Origin of the sequence: uncultured Brachyspira sp. (assembly GCF_910578695.1) — a bacterium.
Classification (GTDB): domain Bacteria; phylum Spirochaetota; class Brachyspiria; order Brachyspirales; family Brachyspiraceae; genus Brachyspira.
In genome coordinates this window covers 1-22,478 of sequence record NZ_CAJTQJ010000014.1, presented here as the reverse complement: position 1 = coordinate 22,478, position 22,478 = coordinate 1, and the positions used below count along the sequence as shown (strand labels likewise).

General features: G+C 24.7%; 24 protein-coding genes. 11 read left to right on the top strand and 13 right to left on the bottom strand.

Annotation, left to right across the window (positions count from 1 at the left end; all coding sequences use genetic code 11):
• Nucleotides 1-20: 20 nt before the first annotated feature.
• A complete protein-coding gene (locus tag QZ288_RS05755; protein ID WP_295156241.1) occupies nucleotides 21-1,865 on the bottom strand; it encodes a methyl-accepting chemotaxis protein in 1,845 nt (614 codons plus the stop codon).
• Between the two features lie 201 nt (nucleotides 1,866-2,066).
• Between QZ288_RS05755 and QZ288_RS05750 the strand changes: the two genes are divergently transcribed.
• Nucleotides 2,067-3,404: an NfeD family protein gene (locus QZ288_RS05750; protein ID WP_295156239.1), complete on the top strand. Its 1,338-nt coding sequence runs from the start codon at nucleotides 2,067-2,069 to the stop codon at nucleotides 3,402-3,404.
• Between the two features lie 249 nt (nucleotides 3,405-3,653).
• Here the strand turns inward: QZ288_RS05750 and QZ288_RS05745 are convergent, their stop codons facing one another.
• Nucleotides 3,654-3,893 (bottom strand): hypothetical protein, encoded by a 240-nt coding sequence (locus tag QZ288_RS05745; RefSeq protein WP_295156236.1) that lies wholly within the window; start codon nucleotides 3,891-3,893, stop codon nucleotides 3,654-3,656.
• A gap of 211 nt (nucleotides 3,894-4,104) precedes the next feature.
• Here QZ288_RS05745 and QZ288_RS05740 point away from each other — a divergent pair, with 211 nt between their 5' ends.
• Complete coding sequence (locus QZ288_RS05740) at nucleotides 4,105-4,647, top strand: hypothetical protein (protein WP_295156233.1); 543 nt, start codon at nucleotides 4,105-4,107, stop codon at nucleotides 4,645-4,647.
• Nucleotides 4,648-4,682: 35 nt separating this feature from the next.
• The gene (locus QZ288_RS05735; RefSeq protein ID WP_295156230.1) at nucleotides 4,683-5,105 is read left to right on the top strand and encodes a hypothetical protein; all 423 of its coding nucleotides are present in this window, start codon (nucleotides 4,683-4,685) and stop codon (nucleotides 5,103-5,105) included.
• Nucleotides 5,106-5,142: 37 nt separating this feature from the next.
• Here the strand turns inward: QZ288_RS05735 and QZ288_RS05730 are convergent, their stop codons facing one another.
• From QZ288_RS05730 to QZ288_RS05720, 3 genes are read right to left on the bottom strand one after another with little or no spacing between them, the layout of a single operon-like run.
• Entirely contained in the window at nucleotides 5,143-6,039 is an 897-nt protein-coding gene (locus tag QZ288_RS05730) for a DMT family transporter (RefSeq protein ID WP_295156228.1), read from the bottom strand.
• A gap of 31 nt (nucleotides 6,040-6,070) precedes the next feature.
• A complete protein-coding gene (locus QZ288_RS05725) occupies nucleotides 6,071-6,505 on the bottom strand; it encodes an EamA family transporter (protein ID WP_295156224.1) in 435 nt (144 codons plus the stop codon).
• A 19-nt stretch (nucleotides 6,506-6,524) separates the two neighbouring features.
• Nucleotides 6,525-7,361, bottom strand: a complete 837-nt coding sequence (locus tag QZ288_RS05720; RefSeq protein ID WP_295156221.1) for a bifunctional 5,10-methylenetetrahydrofolate dehydrogenase/5,10-methenyltetrahydrofolate cyclohydrolase — start codon at nucleotides 7,359-7,361, stop codon at nucleotides 6,525-6,527.
• Nucleotides 7,362-7,466: 105 nt separating this feature from the next.
• On the opposite strand from QZ288_RS05720, the gene QZ288_RS05715 reads away from it, so the two are divergent.
• Both QZ288_RS05715 and QZ288_RS05710 read left to right on the top strand, forming a co-directional pair.
• On the top strand, nucleotides 7,467-8,654 hold the full coding sequence (locus tag QZ288_RS05715) for a hypothetical protein (RefSeq protein ID WP_295156218.1): 1,188 nt from the start codon (nucleotides 7,467-7,469) through the stop codon (nucleotides 8,652-8,654).
• Between the two features lie 68 nt (nucleotides 8,655-8,722).
• A complete protein-coding gene (locus tag QZ288_RS05710; RefSeq protein WP_295156216.1) occupies nucleotides 8,723-10,132 on the top strand; it encodes an alanine/glycine:cation symporter family protein in 1,410 nt (469 codons plus the stop codon).
• Nucleotides 10,133-10,225: 93 nt separating this feature from the next.
• Here the strand turns inward: QZ288_RS05710 and QZ288_RS05705 are convergent, their stop codons facing one another.
• From QZ288_RS05705 to QZ288_RS05695, 3 genes are all read right to left on the bottom strand, one after another.
• The gene (locus QZ288_RS05705; protein ID WP_295156213.1) at nucleotides 10,226-11,125 is read right to left on the bottom strand and encodes a hypothetical protein; all 900 of its coding nucleotides are present in this window, start codon (nucleotides 11,123-11,125) and stop codon (nucleotides 10,226-10,228) included.
• Between the two features lie 10 nt (nucleotides 11,126-11,135).
• Nucleotides 11,136-11,600, bottom strand: a complete 465-nt coding sequence (locus QZ288_RS05700) for a hypothetical protein (protein WP_295156210.1) — start codon at nucleotides 11,598-11,600, stop codon at nucleotides 11,136-11,138.
• 229 nt (nucleotides 11,601-11,829) lie between these two features.
• On the bottom strand, nucleotides 11,830-12,738 hold the full coding sequence (locus QZ288_RS05695; protein ID WP_295156207.1) for an energy transducer TonB: 909 nt from the start codon (nucleotides 12,736-12,738) through the stop codon (nucleotides 11,830-11,832).
• A 470-nt stretch (nucleotides 12,739-13,208) separates the two neighbouring features.
• On the opposite strand from QZ288_RS05695, the gene rsmI reads away from it, so the two are divergent.
• Both rsmI and QZ288_RS05685 read left to right on the top strand, forming a co-directional pair.
• Complete coding sequence (gene rsmI, locus QZ288_RS05690; RefSeq protein ID WP_295156204.1) at nucleotides 13,209-14,057, top strand: 16S rRNA (cytidine(1402)-2'-O)-methyltransferase; 849 nt, start codon at nucleotides 13,209-13,211, stop codon at nucleotides 14,055-14,057.
• On the top strand, nucleotides 14,047-14,340 hold the full coding sequence (locus QZ288_RS05685; protein WP_295156201.1) for a flagellar biosynthesis anti-sigma factor FlgM: 294 nt from the start codon (nucleotides 14,047-14,049) through the stop codon (nucleotides 14,338-14,340). The genes rsmI and QZ288_RS05685 overlap by 11 nt, the downstream gene beginning before the upstream one ends.
• A 125-nt stretch (nucleotides 14,341-14,465) precedes the next feature.
• On the opposite strand, the gene QZ288_RS05680 is transcribed toward QZ288_RS05685, so the two are convergent.
• Nucleotides 14,466-15,413, bottom strand: a complete 948-nt coding sequence (locus QZ288_RS05680) for a helix-turn-helix transcriptional regulator (protein WP_295156198.1) — start codon at nucleotides 15,411-15,413, stop codon at nucleotides 14,466-14,468.
• Nucleotides 15,410-16,183, bottom strand: coding sequence for a sensor histidine kinase (locus QZ288_RS05675; protein WP_295156195.1), 774 nt, complete (start codon nucleotides 16,181-16,183; stop codon nucleotides 15,410-15,412). Before QZ288_RS05675 ends, QZ288_RS05680 begins: the two co-directional genes overlap by 4 nt.
• 650 nt (nucleotides 16,184-16,833) lie before the next feature.
• Here QZ288_RS05675 and QZ288_RS05670 point away from each other — a divergent pair.
• The 3 genes from QZ288_RS05670 to QZ288_RS05660 all read left to right on the top strand — a co-directional run bounded on the left by QZ288_RS05670 (nucleotide 16,834) and on the right by QZ288_RS05660 (nucleotide 19,519).
• Entirely contained in the window at nucleotides 16,834-17,574 is a 741-nt protein-coding gene (locus QZ288_RS05670; protein ID WP_295156192.1) for a serine/threonine protein phosphatase, read from the top strand.
• Nucleotides 17,575-17,649: 75 nt separating this feature from the next.
• The gene (locus QZ288_RS05665) at nucleotides 17,650-18,345 is read left to right on the top strand and encodes a uracil-DNA glycosylase family protein (RefSeq protein ID WP_295156189.1); all 696 of its coding nucleotides are present in this window, start codon (nucleotides 17,650-17,652) and stop codon (nucleotides 18,343-18,345) included.
• Between the two features lie 67 nt (nucleotides 18,346-18,412).
• Nucleotides 18,413-19,519: an ankyrin repeat domain-containing protein gene (locus QZ288_RS05660; RefSeq protein WP_295156185.1), complete on the top strand. Its 1,107-nt coding sequence runs from the start codon at nucleotides 18,413-18,415 to the stop codon at nucleotides 19,517-19,519.
• A 33-nt stretch (nucleotides 19,520-19,552) separates the two neighbouring features.
• On the opposite strand, the gene QZ288_RS05655 is transcribed toward QZ288_RS05660, so the two are convergent.
• On the bottom strand, nucleotides 19,553-20,218 hold the full coding sequence (locus QZ288_RS05655) for a redox-sensing transcriptional repressor Rex (RefSeq protein WP_295156182.1): 666 nt from the start codon (nucleotides 20,216-20,218) through the stop codon (nucleotides 19,553-19,555).
• A 249-nt stretch (nucleotides 20,219-20,467) separates the two neighbouring features.
• On the opposite strand from QZ288_RS05655, the gene QZ288_RS05650 reads away from it, so the two are divergent.
• Nucleotides 20,468-21,199 (top strand): NAD-dependent deacylase, encoded by a 732-nt coding sequence (locus QZ288_RS05650; RefSeq protein ID WP_295156179.1) that lies wholly within the window; start codon nucleotides 20,468-20,470, stop codon nucleotides 21,197-21,199.
• A gap of 83 nt (nucleotides 21,200-21,282) precedes the next feature.
• On the opposite strand, the gene QZ288_RS05645 is transcribed toward QZ288_RS05650, so the two are convergent.
• Both QZ288_RS05645 and QZ288_RS05640 read right to left on the bottom strand, forming a co-directional pair.
• Nucleotides 21,283-21,756: a bacteriohemerythrin gene (locus QZ288_RS05645; protein WP_295156177.1), complete on the bottom strand. Its 474-nt coding sequence runs from the start codon at nucleotides 21,754-21,756 to the stop codon at nucleotides 21,283-21,285.
• Nucleotides 21,757-21,775: 19 nt separating this feature from the next.
• Nucleotides 21,776-22,219, bottom strand: coding sequence for a bacteriohemerythrin (locus QZ288_RS05640; RefSeq protein WP_295156174.1), 444 nt, complete (start codon nucleotides 22,217-22,219; stop codon nucleotides 21,776-21,778).
• Nucleotides 22,220-22,478 lie beyond the last annotated feature (259 nt).

Here is a 22,478-nt window from a genome sequence, read left to right as displayed (position 1 = left end):
ATTATTATATTATAGTTTTATTATTCTACTTTAAAAAAAGACATAAGATGCTCTAAATGATTAGCCTGATCAAGCAGAGATTTAGAAGCAGCTGCAGACTGTTCCACCAAAGAAGCATTCTGCTGAGTAATATTATCCATTTTAGAGACAGCACTATTAACCTGATCAACTCCTGTTTCCTGTTCTACAGCTGTATGACTTATATCATTCATAATCTTAGAGGTTTCTTCTATTTTACTCTCTATATCAGTAAATATTTCCTGAGAATGTCTTGCCATTTGTGCTGATTTATTAATTTTTTCATAAATATCTTCTATAAGCAGAGTAATATCTTTAGCAGAAGCCTGAGAATTTTGAGCCAAATTTCTTACTTCGCTTGCAACTACAGCAAAGCCTTTTCCCTGATCTCCAGCCCTTGCCGCCTCAACTGATGCATTAAGAGCAAGTATATTAGTTTGAAAAGCTATGCCCTCTATAACTTTAGTAATATCTCTTATTTTGGCACTAGCCTCATACACATCTTCTATCATTTTGGCTGTATCTGCTATAACATTTCCGCCTTCAACTACAGCATTTCTTGATGCCATCATAACATTATTTCCATTAATAGAGTTCTGAGCAGATGATTTTATAGTAGAAGCCATCTCTTCCATAGAACTTGCTGTTTCCTCCAAGCTGGATGCCTGATATTCTGTTCTATTGGCTAAATCTTCGCTGCCTTTATGAAGCTCATTTGCAGCACTTGCTATTTCTCTTGAGGCACTTAATACATCTGAAATAACTTCTATAAATCTGTCTTTCATTACTGAAAATGAATGCGATAATTCTCCTATCTCATCATTTCTATTATTTATTTTTGATGATAATGCAAAATTTCCATCTGCCATTTGATGTGCTTCTTCAACTATATATACAATAGGCTTTATAGTTTTCCCTATATATAAAGCAGATATTGCATAAGAAAGTATAGTCCCTGCTATGCCTAATAATATTCCTATAAAAATCATTTTATTGCTTTGAGCATGTAAAAGTTTATAAGTAATACTAGATACCATATACCATGGCTGAGATTCCATCGATTTAAAAAATGCTGTTCTAGGGGCATTATTATCAGTATATTTTAATAATCCTGAATTTTGCTTAGGAATAATTAAAGAACTATCTGCCTTAGTGCCGAGTAAAGAATCAATATTATGATAAACATATTCAGAGTACTCATTTAAAACAAATATAGACTTATCAGCTGATAATTCATTTCTGCTGTTTTCTAAAGAGTCATTAATGATTTTAGTCCAATCTACAAAAGCAATAAAACTTCCTATTAGCTTATTTTCTAAATTATATACAGAATGAACTATTGGAAGTACGAATCCTTTATTTATATCTGATTTATATATGCTATCGCTTGAAGCATGATCATAACCTGAATCAATATATTCCTGCCACATATTAGGATAAGCAACAGACATATCCAAACCTTGATTCTTTGTATCTCCATTATAAGATTCTATAACTTTCCCATCTAATCCTATCAAGTCCAAAGATACTATATAATCATTATTATCAAATAAATTAATCATAGTTCTTATAGCTTCATCTCTGATATATTCGCTTCTAGTCTGCATATATTCTATAATTGTAGGAACTCTTGAATAAGCGTCCATAATAATTAACTGATCTTCAATAATAGTATCAAGTAAAGTTGAATAGCCATTAACAGATGTAATAAAACCTGAATAAGTTGCATTATTTATAGCCTTAATAGACATTCTTACAGTTGTAAATATTATTGAAAAGGATAATAAAACTATTATTATATTGACAATAAGAGGGATTTTTACAATTATACTATTAGACTTTTTCATAAACACCGCCTAAAATTTGCATTAAGATATTTTAATTGAGATATTTTTTAATTGAAATATTTTAATATATAAATAAAAAAAGTCAATTAATAGAGCTGTAAGAATTAAAAAACTATTCTTGAAAAAAATATAACTTATACTAAAATATATATTATTATATTTATACTATATATTATATAATTATATAAAGAGAGAAGTTTAATGAAAAAAACAAATAATATTTTTATAATACTTTTTTTAATCATCTTTATTTTTTCTAATTATCTGTATTCAAATGAAAATAAAGTTTATGTTATAAAAAAGCAGGAGTTTCAGGAAATAAACAGATGGTATGCAGGATATATAAAGAAGGCATTAGATAAGGCTTCTGAAGATAATGCCTGCCTTATCATATTAGAGCTTGATACTCCGGGAGGATTATTATCTTCTGCATTATCTATTAAAAATTATATAATGAACTCTCAAATTCCTGTAATTGTTTACATTAATAAGAATGCATTATCTGCAGGTGCTTTGATATCTTTAAGTGCTAAAGAGATTTATATGTCAGACGGAAGCGTAATAGGTGCCGCTACTCCTGTTTATTTGAATGGAAATGAACCAAAAAAGGCTGGTGAAAAAGAAGTGAGTGCTATGCGTGCTGCTATGAGGGCATCTGCTGAGGCATCAAAAAAGAATATAAGAGCTTCTGAAGCTATGGTTGATGAAAATATAGTTTTAACTAAAAAAGATGACGGAATAGATTTAAATAATAAAACTTTGCTTACATTAAGTGCCGATGAGGCTGTTAGGATAAATATTGCAGATAAAAAGGCTAATTCTATAAATGAAATATTAGAATTAAAAAATATAGAAAATCCTAAGATAATAAATATTGAAAAAGAAAGCTACGACTCTGTATTAAGCTTTCTTCTTAATCCATTAGTTTTAAGTATTTTAATGTCTGTAGGAATAGCAGGAATATATCTTGAAATAAAAACGCCGGGCTTCGGAGTAGGAGGAGTAACTGCTATAATAGCTTTTTCTGTATTTTTCTTTGCTCAGTTCTTTTCAGGAAACAGCAGTTTTTTAGCCCCTGCAATATTCATACTCGGAGTTATCCTTATAGGAGTTGAAATATTTCTTATACCGGGATTCGGAATTACAGGAATACTTGGAATAATAGGAATAGTAATAGGCATATTTTTATCTTTCGGTATTCAGAATATAGCTATTGCCGTTTTTGTAATATTTATATCATTAATTATAGATATAATTCTTATAATATTAATTGCCAAATTTATGACTAAATCAAAAGACTTTAAAAATAAAATAGCATTAGAAAGCGATACATCAGGATATCATTCCAGCATATCTTATGATGATTTGATTGGGAAAAAAGGCATTGCCGAAACTTTTTTCAGACCATCGGGATATATAGTTATAGACGGAAAAAGATATGATGCCGTAAGTGAGGGAGAATTTATAGATAAAGGCAGCAGTTTGAAAGTTGTATTAGTAGAAGGAAATAGAATAGTAGTAAAAAAATCTAATAAATAATATCAGAAAATTTAATAATAATAGTAAAAAAAATTTAATAGTAGTAATAAAAAATAAAATTATAAAGTTTTGAGTTTCAAATAGGCTTAAAAATTTGATTATTTTTATCTATATCAATACTAAATATAGTATTAATCTTAAACTATGCCTATTTAAAACGAAAGACTTTACTTTTATAATTACTCTAATATAAAATATTTTTTTTTAATATAATGTTTACATAATAAATTAATTTAGTAAAAAAATATATTATGCTAATGAACTAAAAGCTCTTACAGAAGATATATCTATTCTAAGCTGAAGCACATATCTTTTTCCGTCGCGTCCTATAGCGTATGTATATCTGCTTGAAAGAGGAGACATACCGCTTCCCTGCTGGCTTATCTTCTGTATATTAGTAGGGTTTTGCTGAGCTGAAGCATTTACTTTTGGCACCTGCAGCTGCATAGTCTGCTGTATATTATTATTATTTATTTTATTAATAGTCATACTAATAACTCCTTTATTCAGTAATTAACTCTTAATATTAACGGTAATATAAAAAAAACCTTAACTATATTTTTATTAGAATAATTTTTTAAATATTTTATATAATTTCTTGATTTTTTGATTAAAATATTATAGCTTATTAATAGTAATACATAATTAATGGTAATAAAATATAATTAACTAATAGTAACAAAATATATGAGAAATTCTTATGAATAAAAAACTTCCTATAATAATTTTAAGTACTGCAATAATCACAGTATCAGCAGCTTTGATAGTTTTAAGAAAAAAGAGAAATAACAGAGAATTTTGTATTAAAAGCTATGATAAAAAATTCTCTATAATATTTAATAATGAATGGAAATTATCCAAAAATAAAAATGAACTTAATGAAAACTCAAATTTAGAGGCAGTTAATATAAAAAAAGGAATATGCTTTATAATGTTTTCTAAAGCAAAAGAAACATTAAATGATATCAGCTTATATGAATATAATGAAAATATTTTAAACAGTATGGAAAGCGAAAATATTATAGTTTCTAATAAAATAAAAATTAATAATAAAGATATGTATATAACAGAATTTAATTCATATTATAAAAATATGCTTATTCATTATCTTTTATATACATTAGAAACAGAAAATTATTATCATCAGATTATGGCGGCTTTAATAAATAAAAATGCAGAAAATAATTATGAAAAACAATGCATACAAATAAATAATATTTTATCTACAATAAAAGAATTATAAAATTATATTAAAAAAAAGAGAATTATAGTATAAAAATGATAAAAACTGTATTAATATTTTTTATAACCATTTATGCATCTGCTTTTGCTGAACAGAAAATATTTATATCTTCCAAATTGAAAGGAAATAATCTCCGCAAAGAGATTCTTAAATGGGTAGAAAAAGAAGCGTCTAATAATAAATTCAGCAGCTATGATAATGGATTAATTTATTTATTTTTTGTATCAAGCAATATAATAGATAATAATTCATTATGCTTCGATATAAATTTTCATTTGGAATATGATAAGTTTATAGTGGACTTTTCTAATATAAAATTATTAGATAATAATACAGGGGATACAAAAGAATTAAAATTCAGTACTTGGGATACTCTCACTAATAGCGGCTGGTTTAAAGAATATAATGAAATTATCTCAAATATAATATATGAACTTGAAGTCATTATAAGCAAATAATAAAAATATAAATTGAGATTTACAGAATTATATTAAATTAATTTTTACTTTTACAGAAATAAACCAGTAATGCAGCAGATATTGTAAGAATCATACCTATTACAGAATATAAATCTACAGTTTCTTTAAAAATAAATATGCTGAAAATATATGAAAATATAACTCCTGTATAATTATATATGCTTATAGAAGAAACAGGAGCTTTTTTATATGCTGCTGTAAGAAAGAATTGCCCTAATCCTGCAAATATTCCTATAAGCAAAAGAAGTAATATCTCAGTCATATTAGGAATCACAAAGCTTTTTATAAAAAATAAAGAAAAAATACATGAAAACAATGAAAAATAAAATATAATTAAAGCATTGCTTTCTTTTCCTTTTAGAGAGCCTATTATAGAATATGATATTCCTGCAAACATAGCAGCTGATAATGCAATCAATGCTGTAAATATATTTGAGTTTAAGTTTATTATATTAGAAAAACTTATTATAGAAGAGTTTATCATAAAAGAAGGCTTTATTATAAAAATAGAGCCTATTGCTGCAATAATCATACCCAGCCATTGCACTTTTAAGATTTTTTCTTTAATCAGAATAAAAGCAAAAAAGCTAGCCCAAAAAGGAGAAGTTTTCTGCAAAACTGATGCATCTGCAAGAACCATATTATTTGCAGCATAAAAATAACATATAATTCCTAAATATCCTGAAACAGATCTGCATACTATAAGAAAAATATTATTTTTATTTGGAAATTTTTTTTCTTTATTTTTAATCATCATAAATGCACTAATAAATAATGTAATAAAGTTTCTTGCAAAAACCTGCTCCATTACAGGTATATTAGAGCCTGAAATTTTTACTGCTATTTCCATTATGCTAAATGAAAATGCAGAAAATATTATAAATAAAGAGCCTAATTTTATATTATTTATCATATTGTTTTATTATTATATTATTATGCTGTTATTACTGAAAAGTAATTATTAAAGTTCCTGCTGCTATTAATAATACTCCTATAATAATTTTTATATTTAAAGTTTCATTTAAAAATACTGCAGCTAATATTATAGTAAAAACTATTGAAAGCTTATCTATAACTACAACTTTATTGACATTTCCTATCTGCAGAGCTTTAAAATAAAAAAGCCAAGATAAACCTGTAGCAAAGCCTGATAATACTATAAAAATAATAGTTTTTAAACTAAGATTTTTTATAGTTTCTAATGTATTTACAGAGTTTATAGAATTAGTATAAAAAACTATAATCCAAGACATTATTAGTATAATAATAGTTCTTATTGCTGTTGCCAAATTTGAATTTATGCCTGCCAAACCTATTTTTATAAGTATAGCAGTAAGAGATGCAAATACTGATGATAATAATGCAAAAATAATTTCCATAGAAAAATCCTATTTTTAATTAATGCAAATTTTTATGCAGGTAAATCAAATTTTCAAAAAGTATAGCAACCGTTACACTTCCTACGCCATTAGGCACAGGAGTAATATAAGAAGCAGCCTTTGAAGCCTCTTCAAAATTTACATCTCCTTTTAAAGAACCGTCATCTAATACATTTATGCCTATATCTATAACAACAGCCCCTTCTTTTATATACTCACCTGTAATAAATTCAGACTGCCCTATAGATACGCATAATATATCAGCATTCCTGCAAATATCTTTTAAATTCTTTGTCTTTGAATGTGCTATAGTTACAGTAGCAGACTTTTGTAAAAGCAGATGTGCTAAAGGCTTGCCTACTATCTCGCTTCTTCCGACTACAACAGCATTAGAACCTTCTATTTGTATGCCTGATTCTTCTATTAAAGCAAAAGCACTTTTAGCAGTGCAGGGTGCTAAATTACTGCTGCCTATAAATATTTTTCCTAAATTAATATGAGATATAGAATCAACATCTTTTTTCGGCGAAATAGTTTCATAAACATTTTTTTTATTTATATGTTTAGGAAGAGGCATTTGAATCATTATTCCGCTCGTTTCTTTTTCATTATTTAAATATTCTATTAAAGTTAAAAAATCTTTTTCTGATGTATTAATAGGGAGATTATGAAGAGAACCTATTATGCCAATACTTTCTGCCTGCTTCTTTGCCCTTGTGAAATAAACTTCTGTAGACTTATCATCTTCAAAATATAAAAAATCTATTCTGGGCTTTCTTTCAAAAAGTTCTATTTCTTTTTTGATTCTCTCTTTTATTTTTTTTGAAAGCTCCCTTCCGTCTAAAATATTCGGCATATCATATAATCTCCTAATAGTATAAATGATAGAAAATATAATATAATGTTATAAAATAAAATACAAGTATAGATTTTTTAATATTTATATTGTATATTTTTTAATATGATAAAAAGACTGATTATTATATTTTTTATTCTTGAAAGCATATCATTTGCTCAGAAAAAAATTATTATTTTTAAAACTGATTTTAATGATAATTATCCTGTATATGCTGCTTATGACTTAATAATAAAAAATTTATTTTTATATTCCAGCTTTCATATAATACCTAAAGATAAAATATATGATTATAAAAAAGTAAAATCAAAAATAAAAGAACTTACTATTAATAATAATGCTGATATATCTGTATTATATAAAATAAATAAATATAGAGAAGGATTTATATTTAATTATATTCTATATAATAGAGAAAAACCTAATGAATGGTTTGAAGAAAATATATTCTGTAAACAAGAAGAAAAATTATTTGAAACTATAAATGAAGTTTTAAAACATATTTACTCATATTCCAAAAATAAAGAATATAATAAAATAAAAGAAAATGAATATATTTCTCTTATAGGATATTACAGCAGAAAAATAAATGATATAAATGATTCAGACATTTATAAATATTTCTTTAATTTTTATAAAGATAATATATACTTCAATATGGATTATTTAGAATATTTAATGAAAATAGGAGATAATACCGCCATTGATGATATTAAAATAATAGCTGATAATACAATAAAATATCTTAATAAAGATAATCATTATTATATGCAAGTTTTAGGCGATTTTTACTACAGCAAATATAAAGTTAATGTTTCTTTAGATGATATAGAAAAAGCAATAGAAAATTATCTTAATGCAGCAAAATCAAAAAACTATAATTATATATACTATGAAAAATCGGCTAAAAGCTATTTGCTTAAAAATGATTATGACAATGCTTCATTTTATTATAATAAAGCTGTAGAAGTTTATGATAAAGATGCAGATATGATAAAAGATGCTGTTTATATATTAAAAAGAGATATGAATAAAAACGGAAATATTGTAATAGAATATTTAAAAAAAATTATAGATATAAATAAAAATGATGATGAGGCTTTAGAAGAATTATCTGAAATATATTATAATTTGGGAGATAAATATAATTCTCAGATTTATTACAGCAAACTTCTTGAAACTATTAATTATAATCTTTATATAATAAATAATAAAAAACAAAATCCTGTGCTATATGACAGATATATGAAGAAAAAAAGCGAAGTAATAAAAAAGTTAGATTCTTTAAAATAAAAAAAGTATATATCAAAAAATATATATTTATTATATAATAATCAAAATCTTAAAAATAAGGATAATAAATGAAAATTATTAATAATATAATAACAAATACAAATAATATAATGTATGGTTATTTACTTCTTGCTGTATTCTTAGTAATATCTATTTTCTTTACAATAAGATTAAGAGGTATACAAATATCATATTCAATACATGCTTTAAAACTTTTATTCTCAAAGCACGAAAAAGGAGACGGAGTTTCAGGATTCGTAAGTTTTTGTATAAGCACTGCTTCAAGGGTTGGCACAGGAAATATTACAGGTGTTATGGGGGCAGTTTCTGCAGGAGGACCTGGTGCTTTATTTTGGATGTGGCTTATGGCTGTTTTGGGAGGAAGCTTAGCTTTTTCAGAAAGTACATTGGCTCAGCTCTATAAAGAAAAAGATTCTCAAGGTAAATTTATAGGAGGGGCATCTTTCTATATAAAAAGCAAATTAAAAAAACCTATACTGGCAATATTATTTGCATTAAGTATGATATTTACTTATACTACATTCAATGGAATTCAGGCTAATACTATATCAAATGCATTATCTAAATATAATATACCTGTTATTATAACAGCTATGATTCTTACAATAATTACAGGTATAATACTATTCAATAAAAAAAGAGAAGCTATAACTAATGTATGCGTATTTATAGTTCCTATTATGGCAGTACCTTATATATTGATAGGACTTTTTATATTTTTCACTAATATAAATTCAGTGCCTTCAGTATTTCAAAATATATTTGTGCAGGCTTTCAAGCCTAGTGCAGTTTTCGGAGGACTTATAGGAATAACAATTTCTAACGGATTAAAAAGAGGCTTATTTTCAAATGAGGCAGGTATGGGAGGCGCCCCTCATGCCGCAGCTGCTGCTCATACTTCTCATCCTTGCAAACAGGGATTTATACAGATGTTCTCTGTATTTACAGATACTATATTAATATGTTCTATTTCAGGATTTATACTTCTATTATCTCCTGAGGCTATGAAAGAAATAAAAAATATAGAGGGCATTAATTTATTTCAATATGCTATGGAATCGCATTTAGGAGGTTTCGGCTCTGTATTTATTACTATATGCATATTGTTTTTCTCATACAGCTCAATATTAGGAAATTTCTTTTATATAAAAACAGGTGCCGCTGCTGTAATGGATAATTTTTTATCTTATTTGATAGTAGGGTTTATGACTATAGCTATGGTATTTGCAGGTTCATTGGCTGAGTTTAAAACAATATGGGGAGCTGGCGATATGTTTATGGGTTTTATGGCTTTATTAAATATTATAATTATGGTTATACTAAGCAAGCCTGTTGTACTTCTTTCTAAAGATTATATAAATAAATTAAAAGAACATAAAGAACCTATTTTCTATAAAGATTCTATTGAAGAGTTAAAAACAGATGATGCTGTAACTCAATGGGATAATAAAAATTAACTGATAATTATTTAATTAAAATGCAGCCTGTACTTTCAATCAAGTGCAGGCTTTTTATTTTTTTAAACTTAAATAATAAAAATATTTAAGAATTTATATATGTAAAAATTCTTTTGTTGATAGAATATTTATTTGATCAGCATTGAATTCATTATTGTCTAATTTTAATTTAAGATTATCTATAAGATATTCATTTTCCATTTCTGTACCAATTATGAATTTATAATTTATTAAAGACTTTAAAATAACTCTCATAGAAACATTCCATTTTTTATACACTTTTTCAAATATAACTTTCTTTAAATCATCACTATTTTTTAGAAATATTGATATATCTGCTATATCATTAGTTTTAAAAATATCATAATCAAATTCTTTTAAAACAGAAAATATATCCTCTTTTGTGAGAAGCATAGCACCAGCAAAAAAGTCTGCATCCTTTTCGTTTTCTGTATATCTATATATCAAATGATATATTTCATGTGCTATAGTAAAAAATACCCTCCTATAATCCTTTTTTAATTTTGGTTTATATACAACAATGATTGGATACCCGCCCAAAAAACATGCAAATCCATCAACATATTTAAATTTTTCATCTTTATCTTTAACTATTAAAATTATACCATTATCATAAAGAAATTTTGTTATGTTATTTAAAAAATTAGGATTATCTTTTTTTATATTATTAGCCTTAATTATTAATTGTGATTTTTTATAAGGAATAGATGTATATTTTTTTTTAAATGAATTGAAACTTTCTAAATCTAATTTAGATTTGATTTCATTAACTTCTTTTTTCAAATCATTAAAGTAAGAAATTTCAATATCATCAATACTAAATATATTTTTATCATCTATATCTGGTATATTATTATTTTTTTTAAATGATTCTTTATCTACTCTAAATGAAGGAGGAGCTATACATATATTATTATCAATAATTTTTTTTATTTTATCTTTAAAATAAAATAGTCCTGATACACTTTTCATAATCAAACTCCTAACAAATTATAAAGTCTTTTTTATCATCTTTGGAAATAGGGTGAATAGTAGGTATATAAAATTCTATTAAATGATTTTTATCATCTACACCATTATATGATAAGTTTAAAGGTACTTTATATTTAGCTCTAAATTTAAGCTTATTAGATTCATAAGTATAGCAAATATTATTTTCAATATAATCTATAGGCAAATAAACTAATAAGTAATTTTGAAAAAATTTATTTTTATTCTTACTTCTTTCTTCCAGTTTTACATCTCTAATATTTCCAAATAAATTATTTACAACATTTTCTATATTATATATACCATGATCTTTAATTTTATCTTCAGTATGTTTAAGTTTATATTTATTATTATTAGAATAAATATTTACATTATAAAAAATTGATTCAGATATATTATCTACATTAATTTTTATAGCTGCATATTCATTATTCTTATTACAAATTAATAGATACATATCATTTTTTATTTTTAAAACACCTTATAAGAAAAATTTAAAAATGATAGTAATATATTAAAAAACTTAGTATTCAAATAATCATTATATTTATTAAAATAAATATTAATATCATTTACATTTAAATTAAATTTTTTTAATTTATCCTCTAACATGATTAATTTATTATATAAAAAATAAAATAAATATCAATAAATTACATATAACTTTTTAAATTTTAAAAAACAAATCAATCTCTAGTAAAGTTTTGATATATAAATTTAAAAGGTATATAAATTTTACCATTCTCCGCATAATCGTTCCATAATCCTTGAGGAGGAGGCTTTAATTTTTTAGCATACTCAATAGCCTTTGAGCATGAATTATCAAGACTTGTCTGTCCATTAGCAGAATTTTTTAAGAACTTTTCAAACTCTATATTTCCCTCTTCATCTATAGAAAGCAAAACCTCTACTTCATCGGTTCTTATAAGCCCTAAATAATGAGCCTGATTCGGAATAGTTAAATACCAAGAATCTCTTATAGAACCAACCAAAGCATAAAAATACCAAAAATATTCCTGAGCCTTTGTTCCTAACTGAATGCTTCCTGTTTCGCTTGAAAATACTGCAGCTCTGTCTGCACCTTCTTCAAAAGATGCAGGTATTTTAGTATCGCCTTTCATACCCGGATTTTTAGGCTTGTAAGTTTCAACATTATCTCTTGATACTTCATTTCCAAGTTCTTTTTTTTCTATTTGCTGCTGATTATTATTAGGATTGATATATTCTCTAGGTTTTCTTTCAACTATAGGGTTATTAGCTCCGTCGCCCAAAAAAGAAAAAACTGAAGTATCTGAAAAAGTTTTAGACGGCTTTATATCTGTCTGTCCTTTAGACCTTAAAGTTTTATCAGATGCAAACGGGGTATCTTCATTACTTTCTTCTTCTTCTATTTCAGGAGTTTCAACTAAAAACATATATTTATTTTCTTCAGATTTTTCTTCTGCATCCTTTTTAGCTTTCTCATAAGCGAAAACATCCTGCATTATAGAAGTATTTATAAAGCTGAATAAAAATATATGAAGTATAAAAGATACTATAATAGAAAATATTATATCTTTTCTTTTTATTAATTTTATTTTAATTTTATGCTTCATATTATAATTTTATACCAATTAATATATTTTACAAGTTTTATTTATTAATAAATTTAAAAACAGATATAATCATATAATATAAAAAATGTTTCACATGAAACATTTAAAATATACTTAAGCTTACAAGATATAAATATACTATTAACAGCTTCAATTGTTTTTACTGATAAACTAAAATTATTTATCAGCTTTTATACTTAAATTTTAAGAAATTTAAGCTCTATATTGTATATATAAAAATTACTGCCATTTTTATTAAAGAAACTAGTATAATTAACTATAGCTTTTATTTAATTAAATATTTAAAAGCCCTTCATATATAAATGACTATAAATATACTAAATGTTTCATGTGAAACATTTTTATTATTTTTATATTATTGTATTAATAAAAACTTTAATATATAATCAATAATAAATAATCTCTAAATAAATAAAATAAAACAAAAAATAAGGAATAAAATAAAAATTATGAAAAATGATGAAGAGCTTAATAATGCTGAAAAAATTAATGATGAAGATTTTGAAGATTTTATAGAAGAAATTACAAATAGAGATAACAGCAGAAATACTGTAGAAAAACATATTATATATGTTGTGGCTACTCCTATAGGAAATATGGAAGATATCACTATAAGAGCATTAAAAATACTTAGAAATGTAGATTTTATATTAGCAGAAGATACAAGAGTAGCTATAAAACTTCTCAATTTTTATAATATAAAAAATAAACTCTTTTCATACAATAGTCATTCATCAGAATACAGAATTAATGAATATATAAACGAAGTATTAAAAGGAAAATCAGCGGCAATTATAAGCGATGCAGGAACTCCATGCATAAGCGACCCCGGTGTAAGCATAATAAAAATAGCCGTAGAAAATAATATAAAAATAGTTCCTGTAGGAGGAATATCCGCTTTTACTTCTTTGCTTTCAGTTTCAGGAATATCTGGAAATACTTTATTTGTAGGATTTCTTTCTAATAAATCAGGAAGAAGAAAAAATCAATTAAAGGAATTATATCATAATCAAAAAACAATAATAGTGATATATGAGTCAGTTTACAGAGTGAAAGAATGCATAGAGGATATTGTTAACATATTCGGAGAAAAAACGGATATTGTTATCGGAAGAGAGTTAACTAAACAATTTGAGCAAATTATAAGGGCAGAGGCTAAAAATATCCTTGATTTTTTTATAGATGGTAGTATACTAACTAAAGGCGAATTTTGTATCATAATTGATAATAGAAAATCTAAAGTATGCGGGGCTAATGCCGAAAATAATTTATGTAAGGAGTCAGATTATGACAATTGATAAAATAGGCGGCACATCAAATATACAGCAAAAATCTAATATTAAGTACAATGAAAAAGTTTCTAAAATGGGTTCAGATAGAATAGATATTTCTAATGAATCAAGATTAGCTTTGCAAAATGAAAAACTTGTAAATATTATTAAAGATGCTCCTGATATAAGAGAAGAAAAAATTGCAGAAGCTAAAAAAAGATTAGAATTATATATGCAAGACGGTGCTTTAAGAGAAGAAGTTCTAAATTCATTGGCTAGTTCTATAATAGATTCTATGCCTTTGGAGTAATGCATTCTAAAATAATAATTCATAATCTTAAAAATAGTAAGAATATAAAACTTACTATTTTTTAAATCTAAGTTATCATAAGTAAGTAATTATAAGCATAATAAAAAATCTAAAAATAATATGCATTATTTAGAAAATTTATTAACTAACTCTACTCTATTCTTAACGCCTGATTTTTCATATATATTAGCTACATGATTATTAACTGTATTAAGAGATATATCAAGTATTAATGAAACTTCTTTATTTGTTTTTCCGTCAAGCAGATATGAAAGTATTTCTCTTTCTCTTTTAGTTAAATTTATATTTTCAGTATTATCTTCTTTATAATCATATTTTTTATTATTATTTATAGAATTAGATTCATTTGCATTATATATTTTATTATTTACTATATTAATAAAATACCAAAACAAATACCCAAGCATAACCAAATTCCACCATATATAAAATAATAATAATGTTATATCCATAGAGCCTATATCAGCAATTTCAACCCTATAAACAATAACCTGATATATTAAAATCGGATATATAATTATAGTTATAACTCCAAGTATCTTTACTATCAATTTTATAGTTTTATCCTTTATATTTTTATAATTAATAAATCCTATAAATAATACTGCCATTATAGAAATATAAAAAATTATTTGGCTTATGATATATATATTGAATTTTATAAGTATTCCTAATATGCTTAAAATAAAATGAGTAATTGATAATATAATACAAATGATATTATGCTTAAAAGTCCAATTTATATTTAAAAATCTGTATAAAAATGAAGGTATAAAATAAAGCATTAATGACATACCTACAGAAAAACTAAAGAAATATAATGTATTAAATATATTATTAAGTATAAAAGAAGGTACTGTTAAAAAGCTTAGAAGTTTGATATATCTTATAAAAAGTAAGAAAGCAAATATAAATAAAAATATTATATAATATTTAAGCCATATTACTCTTTCTATTATATAGTAAATAATAGAAAAAAGTATAGCTGAAAAACCTATTATAAAAGCGAATAAATAGGCAGCTAAAAGAATATATCCTAATGCATAACTCATAATTTATTTCTAGCGGGTAAAATTATATTAATACTCTGCTTATTTTCTAAAGATTCCATCCATATATTGCCGTAATGTTCTTTTATAATTTTATAGGCTGTATATAAATATATATTATTAAAATTAGTATCCTCATAAGATATTAAAGGCGTTTTAAAAAGCTTTCTTTTTATATCATCAGGTATATTATCAGATAAAAAAGATATTGATATATCTATGCATTGTTTACTGAACTCTAGTCTTTTTTCATCATTTTCACTAATATTATTAATTCCATTTAAAAATAAAAAATTATTATCATCATCATAATCAATCAAATTACAAGATATATTCATAGAACTATTAATCTTTATTATATTAAAAATAAAAGAAAATATATTTAATATGCTTCTTTTTATTCTATATCTGTCCATAATAATTATACAGTCTTCCATTATATTATTATTTAATGTCAATTTTACTCTTTTGGATTTAAATAAATCTAATACAGAATTAAGAGATTCATCTATAATAGTATTTATATTTTCAAAGTTCATATCAAGCTTAAAAGAATTGGAGTTTATATCATTAAAATCATTAAATGCCTCCATAGTTCTTTCTATTAAAAAAGACTGTCTTACTATTGTATTTCTCGATTCATTGCAGTAATTATTGGTGCATCTCTCTAAATCTATATACTTTGATATTATATTATTATAATTTTGAATATCATAAATTATATTTTGTATTAAGTTTTTTAATTTATCATTGATATAATAACTTTGCTTCATATTATCACCATTTGTCACTATAATATTTTTTATTTAATTATAACATATCATAGTCAAAAATGCTAATTAGTACTTATAAATTCAAAATTTGAATTTATAATTTGAATTCATAATATAAATTTTTATAATGAATTTTTTATATGAATTTATTAAATTAATTTTTATTAACATTATAAACAATTTATCAACATTAATAAAATATATGAATTCATTATATTAAATTCAGATTATGAAGTGATTATATATTTTGTATTTAAAAATATTATATATTAAATTTTTTAAATATTATTTTTTATTATTATTAAGCTGTAAATATGTTGATAACTTTTAACATATAAGAAGAAAACATAAAAATACTACTCATATAATGTTTATAACTTTGTTAATATCAACTAAAATAAAAATAAAGAAAATATGAAATTTACTATTAAAATTCATTTTTTATAAAAAATAAAATTTTGTTTATAATGTTAATAAAATATTATTAATTATTTACATTTTTTTAACAAAGCTGTAATGATATAATATTTTTTATGTATCATATAAGTCTTATAAAAAATTTATTGATATTTACAGCCTTTAATATATAATTAAATATACTTTTAATTAATTTATATAATAAAAAGTATTACTAATAAGGATTAATAATTATGAATATTTTTACTTTTACAAAAAAAGGCTCTAATACTAAAAAAAATACGGATGCAGTTCTTTTTAATGCAGAATATATATCATCAAATCCTATTATTATAAATGAACAGAACAATTATTCTCACTTTATAAATAATATAAGCGGAAGTGCCGTTTCTCTTATAGCTGACGGACTTGGGGATACTTTTGCTTCAAAATTATCTGCAGATATTTATAATGAAAACTTTTTAGATTTGCTTGAGCTTGTAGGCGAGCAGGAAGTATTGAATTGGATAATGCATAATTTTATAAAGTTGGAAGTCACTGCCTCAAGAGATTCTGCTGATGACAAAAAAAAATCTATGGCAGGAGCTTCCATAGCAGGAGTTTTATATCATAAGTTTGCAGGTGTTTTTGTATTTAATGCAGGAGACAGCAAAGTTTATTCTGTTAATAAAAATAAAGTAATTCAGATAACAAGAGATCATATAAGCGGCAATGCTTTGGAAAATTGTGCTTGTGCAGGTGGCGGACATTATATTACTATTGAGGGTGCTAGAAGAAATAAAAACTGCAATTATCTTATAGTTTCTAATTCTATGACTGAGCTTTTATTAAGTAAATATGAAAATGAACAATCTGCTGTAAATGAAATAATGGGTTTTAATGATATGGAAATGTCTTTAAACAAATTAAAGGAAATATCAGAAAACAGCAGCGATAATGTGAGTGCTTTAGGTTTATTTAATATTTTTGAATAATAATTTTAATATTAATATATATTGATAACTATATAGATAAACAATCTTTATTTATTTACTTGCAGAGGCTCTAAAATGGAAAGTCATTTGTTTGATGATATTAACTTTTTTCCAAGCAAAATGAGAACTTTAATATTAGGCACTTTTCCAATTCCTTTATATACCAATAAAAAAATGTTTGAAAAATTAAGCTTATATGAGAAGCAAAATGCTTGGTATTATTCAAGTAAAAGAAGCGAGTTTTGGAAAATAATTGCTGAAAGTTTTGATATAGATTATAAAAATGATGATTTTCTTTTTAATAAGTCTAAGAAAAAAGAAATTTTTAAAAAAAATAAAATAGGCGTAGCAGATGTCTTTTTGAAATGCAAAAGAAAAAAAGAAGAAAGTTCAAAAGATACTGATTTAATTATAATAGAGTATAATAATATTTTAAGCGAAATTATAAATAATGATGATTTAAATCTTATAATATTTACAAGCCGTTTTACTGAAAATAATTTTTTTAAGATACTTCATAATAATAATATAAATTATGAAAAAAAATATAGCAAAGAAGCTTATGAATATTATAATAAAGGCTTTAATGATATTGGTATAACTAATGATATTATCAATGCTTTAAGGGAAAGCTATTTATATATAAACAATAAAAAAATAAAAGTATCAACAGTAACATTAAAGATAAGCCCTGTAAAAGGAGTAAGTTTATATTCTGTAAAAAGAGAAATTTACAGATATTATTTAAAAAATAATAAAGAAAGTCATTAAAAATTAATATATCTTATTCCGAAATTTTTACATAGCTGAAATTCCATATTTTAAGGAAGAATAGAAAATGCGTTATTTAAGTTTTATTTTTATATTTTTGAATATCTTTTTTGTACTTAACGGACAGATACCCAATACAGGAAGATTAGATCAACTATTAGAGTATGCAAATATAGGGGATGCAAACGGTATAAGAAGATTAATATCTCAAGGCTCTGTTTCAAGTTTTATAGATTTCGGAGATAATCAGGGGCATAATGCTCTGATTACAGCTGCTTCAAAAGGATATAAAGATATTGTTCTTCTGCTTCTTTCTCAGAATGCTAATGTTAATCTTAACTGTATTCACGGCAAAACAGCATTGATTTATGCAGCCGATGCAGGATATATTGATATAGTTTCTTATCTGCTTGCTAAAAATGCAAATCCTAATATAAAAATAAACGGAGGCACAACAGCACTTTTACAGGCTGCAGGAAAAGGATATTACAGCATAGCTGAAATGATTATTAATTCTAAAGCCGACTTAAAGATAATGGGTACTTATAGAAGCGGGAATAATGACGGAATAGATTATAATATGACTCCTTTAATGGTAGCTTCATATAATAATCATGATTTGATAGTAAAACTTCTTTTAGATAAAGGAAGCGATGTTAATTTCATAAATGAATATGGCGCCAATGCCTTATTTTATTCTATAGCTAGAGGAAATAATGAAATAGCAAAACTTTTATTAGAAAGGGGTGCCGATGCTAATATAACAGCTTCTTATGGTCCTTACGGCAATATAACTCCTTTAGCTTTGGCTTCTACATTGGGCTTAACTGATGTTATATCATCATTATTAATAGGAAAATCCAATATAAATTTCAAAATGAGAGACGGAAGAACTGCTTTAATATGGGCTTGTATCTCTGGAAAAAATGAGGCTGTTAATGCTTTGATTTCAAATGCCGCTGATTTAAATATTGCTGATAATGACGGAAAAACTGCTTTAATGTTTGCCGCTGAAAATGGGGATTATATTTCTGCTGAATATTTAGTTAATTCAGGTGCTTATATAAATATTTCAGATAAATTTAAAAAGACTGCTTTGATGTATGCTATGGAAAATGGAAATACTGAAGTTGTTGATTTGCTTACAAAGGCAAGTTTAACATATAATAGATAATATATAAATAAAAAACGGATTGACAGTCCTTTTTTAATTTTTATCAGTTTTATTTTTATTTTTCTTATTGAAATTAGAAGGATTTTCTTTTACATCATTAATAAAATAAAATAAAGACTCTATTTCATCAGCTATATTTATATCATTGATTATACAATCAGGTCTTTCTAAAAGTTTTATAGGAGCAAAGTTTAAAACTCCCTTTATACCTGCATTGCATATAACATCAAACATTCTTTGAGCTTCTAAATCGGGTACTGTTAAAATAGCTATTTCAATTTTATTATTTATTATAAAATCTTTTAATTCCTCTATAGGAAGTATCGGAGTAGGAGCTTCTCTATTTACTTTTTCAGGATTATGATCAAATGCAGCCACTATTTTTATGGACTCGCTTTCAAAACCTCTGTAATTTACTAATGCATTTCCTATTTTTCCGTATCCTATTAATATAATATTATGAGAAATTTGCTTTCCTAATATTGCATCTATTTGTTCCAGCAAATCATCTATATTGTATCCGCCTTTCTTGTTTCCTGAAATATTAAAGAGAGAAAAATCTTTTCTTACCTGAACAGATGTAATACCTATAGCATCTCCTAAATTATTTGAATATGCTTTTATAAACCCGAAACTCTTCATACGCCTTAAAGCATTTTTATATTTCAATAGACGCATAATTTGTGTTCTGCTAATCATAATATATCCTTAATTATTTTTTTTACTTTAAAATAAATTAATATAGTAATATTATAACATATTAAAGTTATCTGTCAATAAAAATACTGATGTAAAATGTTTATTTATGGGAAATTAAATATAAGTTTTAGAACATTAATAATATTTTTTATATTTCTATTTTATTTTTAATAAAAAATAATTTCAATATTTCTATATTTATTTTAATTTTCACTAGTAAAAAAATAATAATTATTATATAATAATTATATGATAGATTATAAATTAATAGCAAAAACAATAAAAGAATCAAAATATGCTGTAGCTTTTACAGGTGCAGGCATAAGTGTAGAAAGCGGAGTACCTCCTTTTAGAGGCGAGAATGGGCTTTGGGAAAAACACGGCAGTCAATTTGCTGAGATATCATATTTTGTTAAGCATCCTAAAGAATCTTGGGGTTCTTTAAAAAAGGTTTTTTATGATCCTATAACAGATGTTAAGCCTAACAAAGCACATATTGTATTAGCAAATCTTGAAAAGATGGGTATAATGAGAAGCATAATTACTCAGAATATCGATAATCTTCATCAGGATGCAGGAAGTAAGATAGTTTATGAACTTCACGGCACGGCTAAATATGCAGTATGTATGAAATGCAAATCAAGATATAAGATAAATAAAGATATACTTGATATGAATCCGCCTTCCTGTGAAAAATGCGGTTCTGTATTAAAACCTGATTTCGTATTTTTCGGCGAACAGCTTCCTGCTTTAGATTTTAATTCTTCTATAGAGGATTCTCAAAAAAGCGATTTATTTATTATAATAGGCACAGGAGGAGAAGTTATGCCAGCGGCTCAGATTCCTCATTTAGCTAAAAGAGCAAATGCTAAGATTATGGAAATAAATCCTGAACCTTCCAGCTTTACAAATTATATAGTTGATATATATGTTCAGGAAAAAGCGGGTATAGCATTTACTGAGATAGAAAAATATTTATGATAATAAAAAGCCCTATAGTTTTCTATAAGGCTTTTATTTTATAAAAAATCATATTATTTTATTCATAATTATCTTAATTAATATTATTTCAATTCATCTTCATGCATTCTCATAAGAGTATTTTTTATCTCTGCAACGAATTTCTTATCATCAAGTACTATATGATTTAAAAGCCATTCTTTCAAAAAATTCATAAAGTCTTTTATTACTAAGCTATTTCCATTTTCATATTTATTAATTTCATCTACAACTTTGAGTGAAAAAGCTCTATGTTTGGATATATGTTCTTTGGATATGCTGTAATTTATTGCATTCATAATCTTTTCTTCATAAGAAAAATGATAAGTAGCATAGTCTATAGTTCTTTTAATGATTTGATTAAAAGATTTTCTAACCTCTTCATTATTTAAATCCCCTTTTACTCCTGTTTCATAGAGATCATTAATAATGTTTACTAGTTCCTTATGCTGATTATCAATCCTTTTGTAGCCAGTTTTGAATCTTTCCTCCCATTTGATCCAGCCTTTTTTAACAACAATTTCAATCATTTGTTCCATAATGAAACTCCTAATATAATTATTCTTGCTGAGAAAGTTTTTTTAATTCTTTCTTAACCTCGTTTATAAATGTTTTATCTGTAACTAAAATATGGTTTAAAAGCCAATCTTTTAGATACTGAACTAAGTTATTAACGGCATCCAAAGAACCATTTTCATAAGATTTAACATAATTGTAAATTGTCTGAGTAAATTCTCTATGATATGAAGAATGCTCTAATATTTTATTGTATTTAATAGCATGCATAATTTTTTCTTCATAAGAAAAATGATAAGCTGCATATTCTACAGCTCTTCTTAAGGCTCTTTTAAACTCTTCTTTTAGAGCCTCATCTTCTGAATCTTTATTATTCATACAATTATATAAATCATTAATTATTTCTATTAACTCTAAATGCTGGTCATCTATTTTTTTATATCCTACTTTATATTTATCTTCCCAAATTATATATTTTTTAGCCATAATTATCCTTATAATATAAAAAACAATTATGTTTAATATCGTAATCTATATTAATTATTATATAAATATTTTTGCATTTTTAAAGTTAAAATTGAAATTTATTTTTTTATTATTACCGCTCTGCGTGCCTTCGGCAATGCTCGCCTTCGCTAGCACTAGATGCCAGCTAAAGCTGTCATCTGCTCAGGCTCACTTTTTATTTTCTATTATTGCTAGCGATAAACTCGCTTAATAATAGCTGACAACTTCCTTATGTCAG

Excerpts from the sequence above, each read along its gene's own strand:
- QZ288_RS05665 (WP_295156189.1), top strand. The coding sequence starts at position 17,650 with ATGGAAAGTCATTTGTTTGATGATATTAACTTTTTTCCAAGCAAAATG.
- QZ288_RS05655 (WP_295156182.1), bottom strand. The coding sequence starts at position 20,218 with ATGATTAGCAGAACACAAATTATGCGTCTATTGAAATATAAAAATGCT.
- QZ288_RS05670 (WP_295156192.1), top strand. The coding sequence starts at position 16,834 with ATGAATATTTTTACTTTTACAAAAAAAGGCTCTAATACTAAAAAAAAT.
- rsmI (WP_295156204.1), top strand. The coding sequence starts at position 13,209 with ATGAAAAATGATGAAGAGCTTAATAATGCTGAAAAAATTAATGATGAA.
- QZ288_RS05645 (WP_295156177.1), bottom strand. The coding sequence starts at position 21,756 with ATGGAACAAATGATTGAAATTGTTGTTAAAAAAGGCTGGATCAAATGG.
- QZ288_RS05695 (WP_295156207.1), bottom strand. The coding sequence starts at position 12,738 with ATGAAGCATAAAATTAAAATAAAATTAATAAAAAGAAAAGATATAATA.
- QZ288_RS05685 (WP_295156201.1), top strand. The coding sequence starts at position 14,047 with ATGACAATTGATAAAATAGGCGGCACATCAAATATACAGCAAAAATCT.
- QZ288_RS05720 (WP_295156221.1), bottom strand. The coding sequence starts at position 7,361 with ATGCCGAATATTTTAGACGGAAGGGAGCTTTCAAAAAAAATAAAAGAG.
- QZ288_RS05640 (WP_295156174.1), bottom strand. The coding sequence starts at position 22,219 with ATGGCTAAAAAATATATAATTTGGGAAGATAAATATAAAGTAGGATAT.
- QZ288_RS05755 (WP_295156241.1), bottom strand. The coding sequence starts at position 1,865 with ATGAAAAAGTCTAATAGTATAATTGTAAAAATCCCTCTTATTGTCAAT.
- QZ288_RS05680 (WP_295156198.1), bottom strand. The coding sequence starts at position 15,413 with ATGAGTTATGCATTAGGATATATTCTTTTAGCTGCCTATTTATTCGCT.
- QZ288_RS05715 (WP_295156218.1), top strand. The coding sequence starts at position 7,467 with ATGATAAAAAGACTGATTATTATATTTTTTATTCTTGAAAGCATATCA.
- QZ288_RS05745 (WP_295156236.1), bottom strand. The coding sequence starts at position 3,893 with ATGACTATTAATAAAATAAATAATAATAATATACAGCAGACTATGCAG.
- QZ288_RS05660 (WP_295156185.1), top strand. The coding sequence starts at position 18,413 with ATGCGTTATTTAAGTTTTATTTTTATATTTTTGAATATCTTTTTTGTA.
- QZ288_RS05725 (WP_295156224.1), bottom strand. The coding sequence starts at position 6,505 with ATGGAAATTATTTTTGCATTATTATCATCAGTATTTGCATCTCTTACT.
- QZ288_RS05735 (WP_295156230.1), top strand. The coding sequence starts at position 4,683 with ATGATAAAAACTGTATTAATATTTTTTATAACCATTTATGCATCTGCT.
- QZ288_RS05675 (WP_295156195.1), bottom strand. The coding sequence starts at position 16,183 with ATGAAGCAAAGTTATTATATCAATGATAAATTAAAAAACTTAATACAA.
- QZ288_RS05700 (WP_295156210.1), bottom strand. The coding sequence starts at position 11,600 with ATGTATCTATTAATTTGTAATAAGAATAATGAATATGCAGCTATAAAA.
- QZ288_RS05705 (WP_295156213.1), bottom strand. The coding sequence starts at position 11,125 with ATGAAAAGTGTATCAGGACTATTTTATTTTAAAGATAAAATAAAAAAA.
- QZ288_RS05740 (WP_295156233.1), top strand. The coding sequence starts at position 4,105 with ATGAATAAAAAACTTCCTATAATAATTTTAAGTACTGCAATAATCACA.
- QZ288_RS05750 (WP_295156239.1), top strand. The coding sequence starts at position 2,067 with ATGAAAAAAACAAATAATATTTTTATAATACTTTTTTTAATCATCTTT.
- QZ288_RS05650 (WP_295156179.1), top strand. The coding sequence starts at position 20,468 with ATGATAGATTATAAATTAATAGCAAAAACAATAAAAGAATCAAAATAT.
- QZ288_RS05730 (WP_295156228.1), bottom strand. The coding sequence starts at position 6,039 with ATGATAAATAATATAAAATTAGGCTCTTTATTTATAATATTTTCTGCA.
- QZ288_RS05710 (WP_295156216.1), top strand. The coding sequence starts at position 8,723 with ATGAAAATTATTAATAATATAATAACAAATACAAATAATATAATGTAT.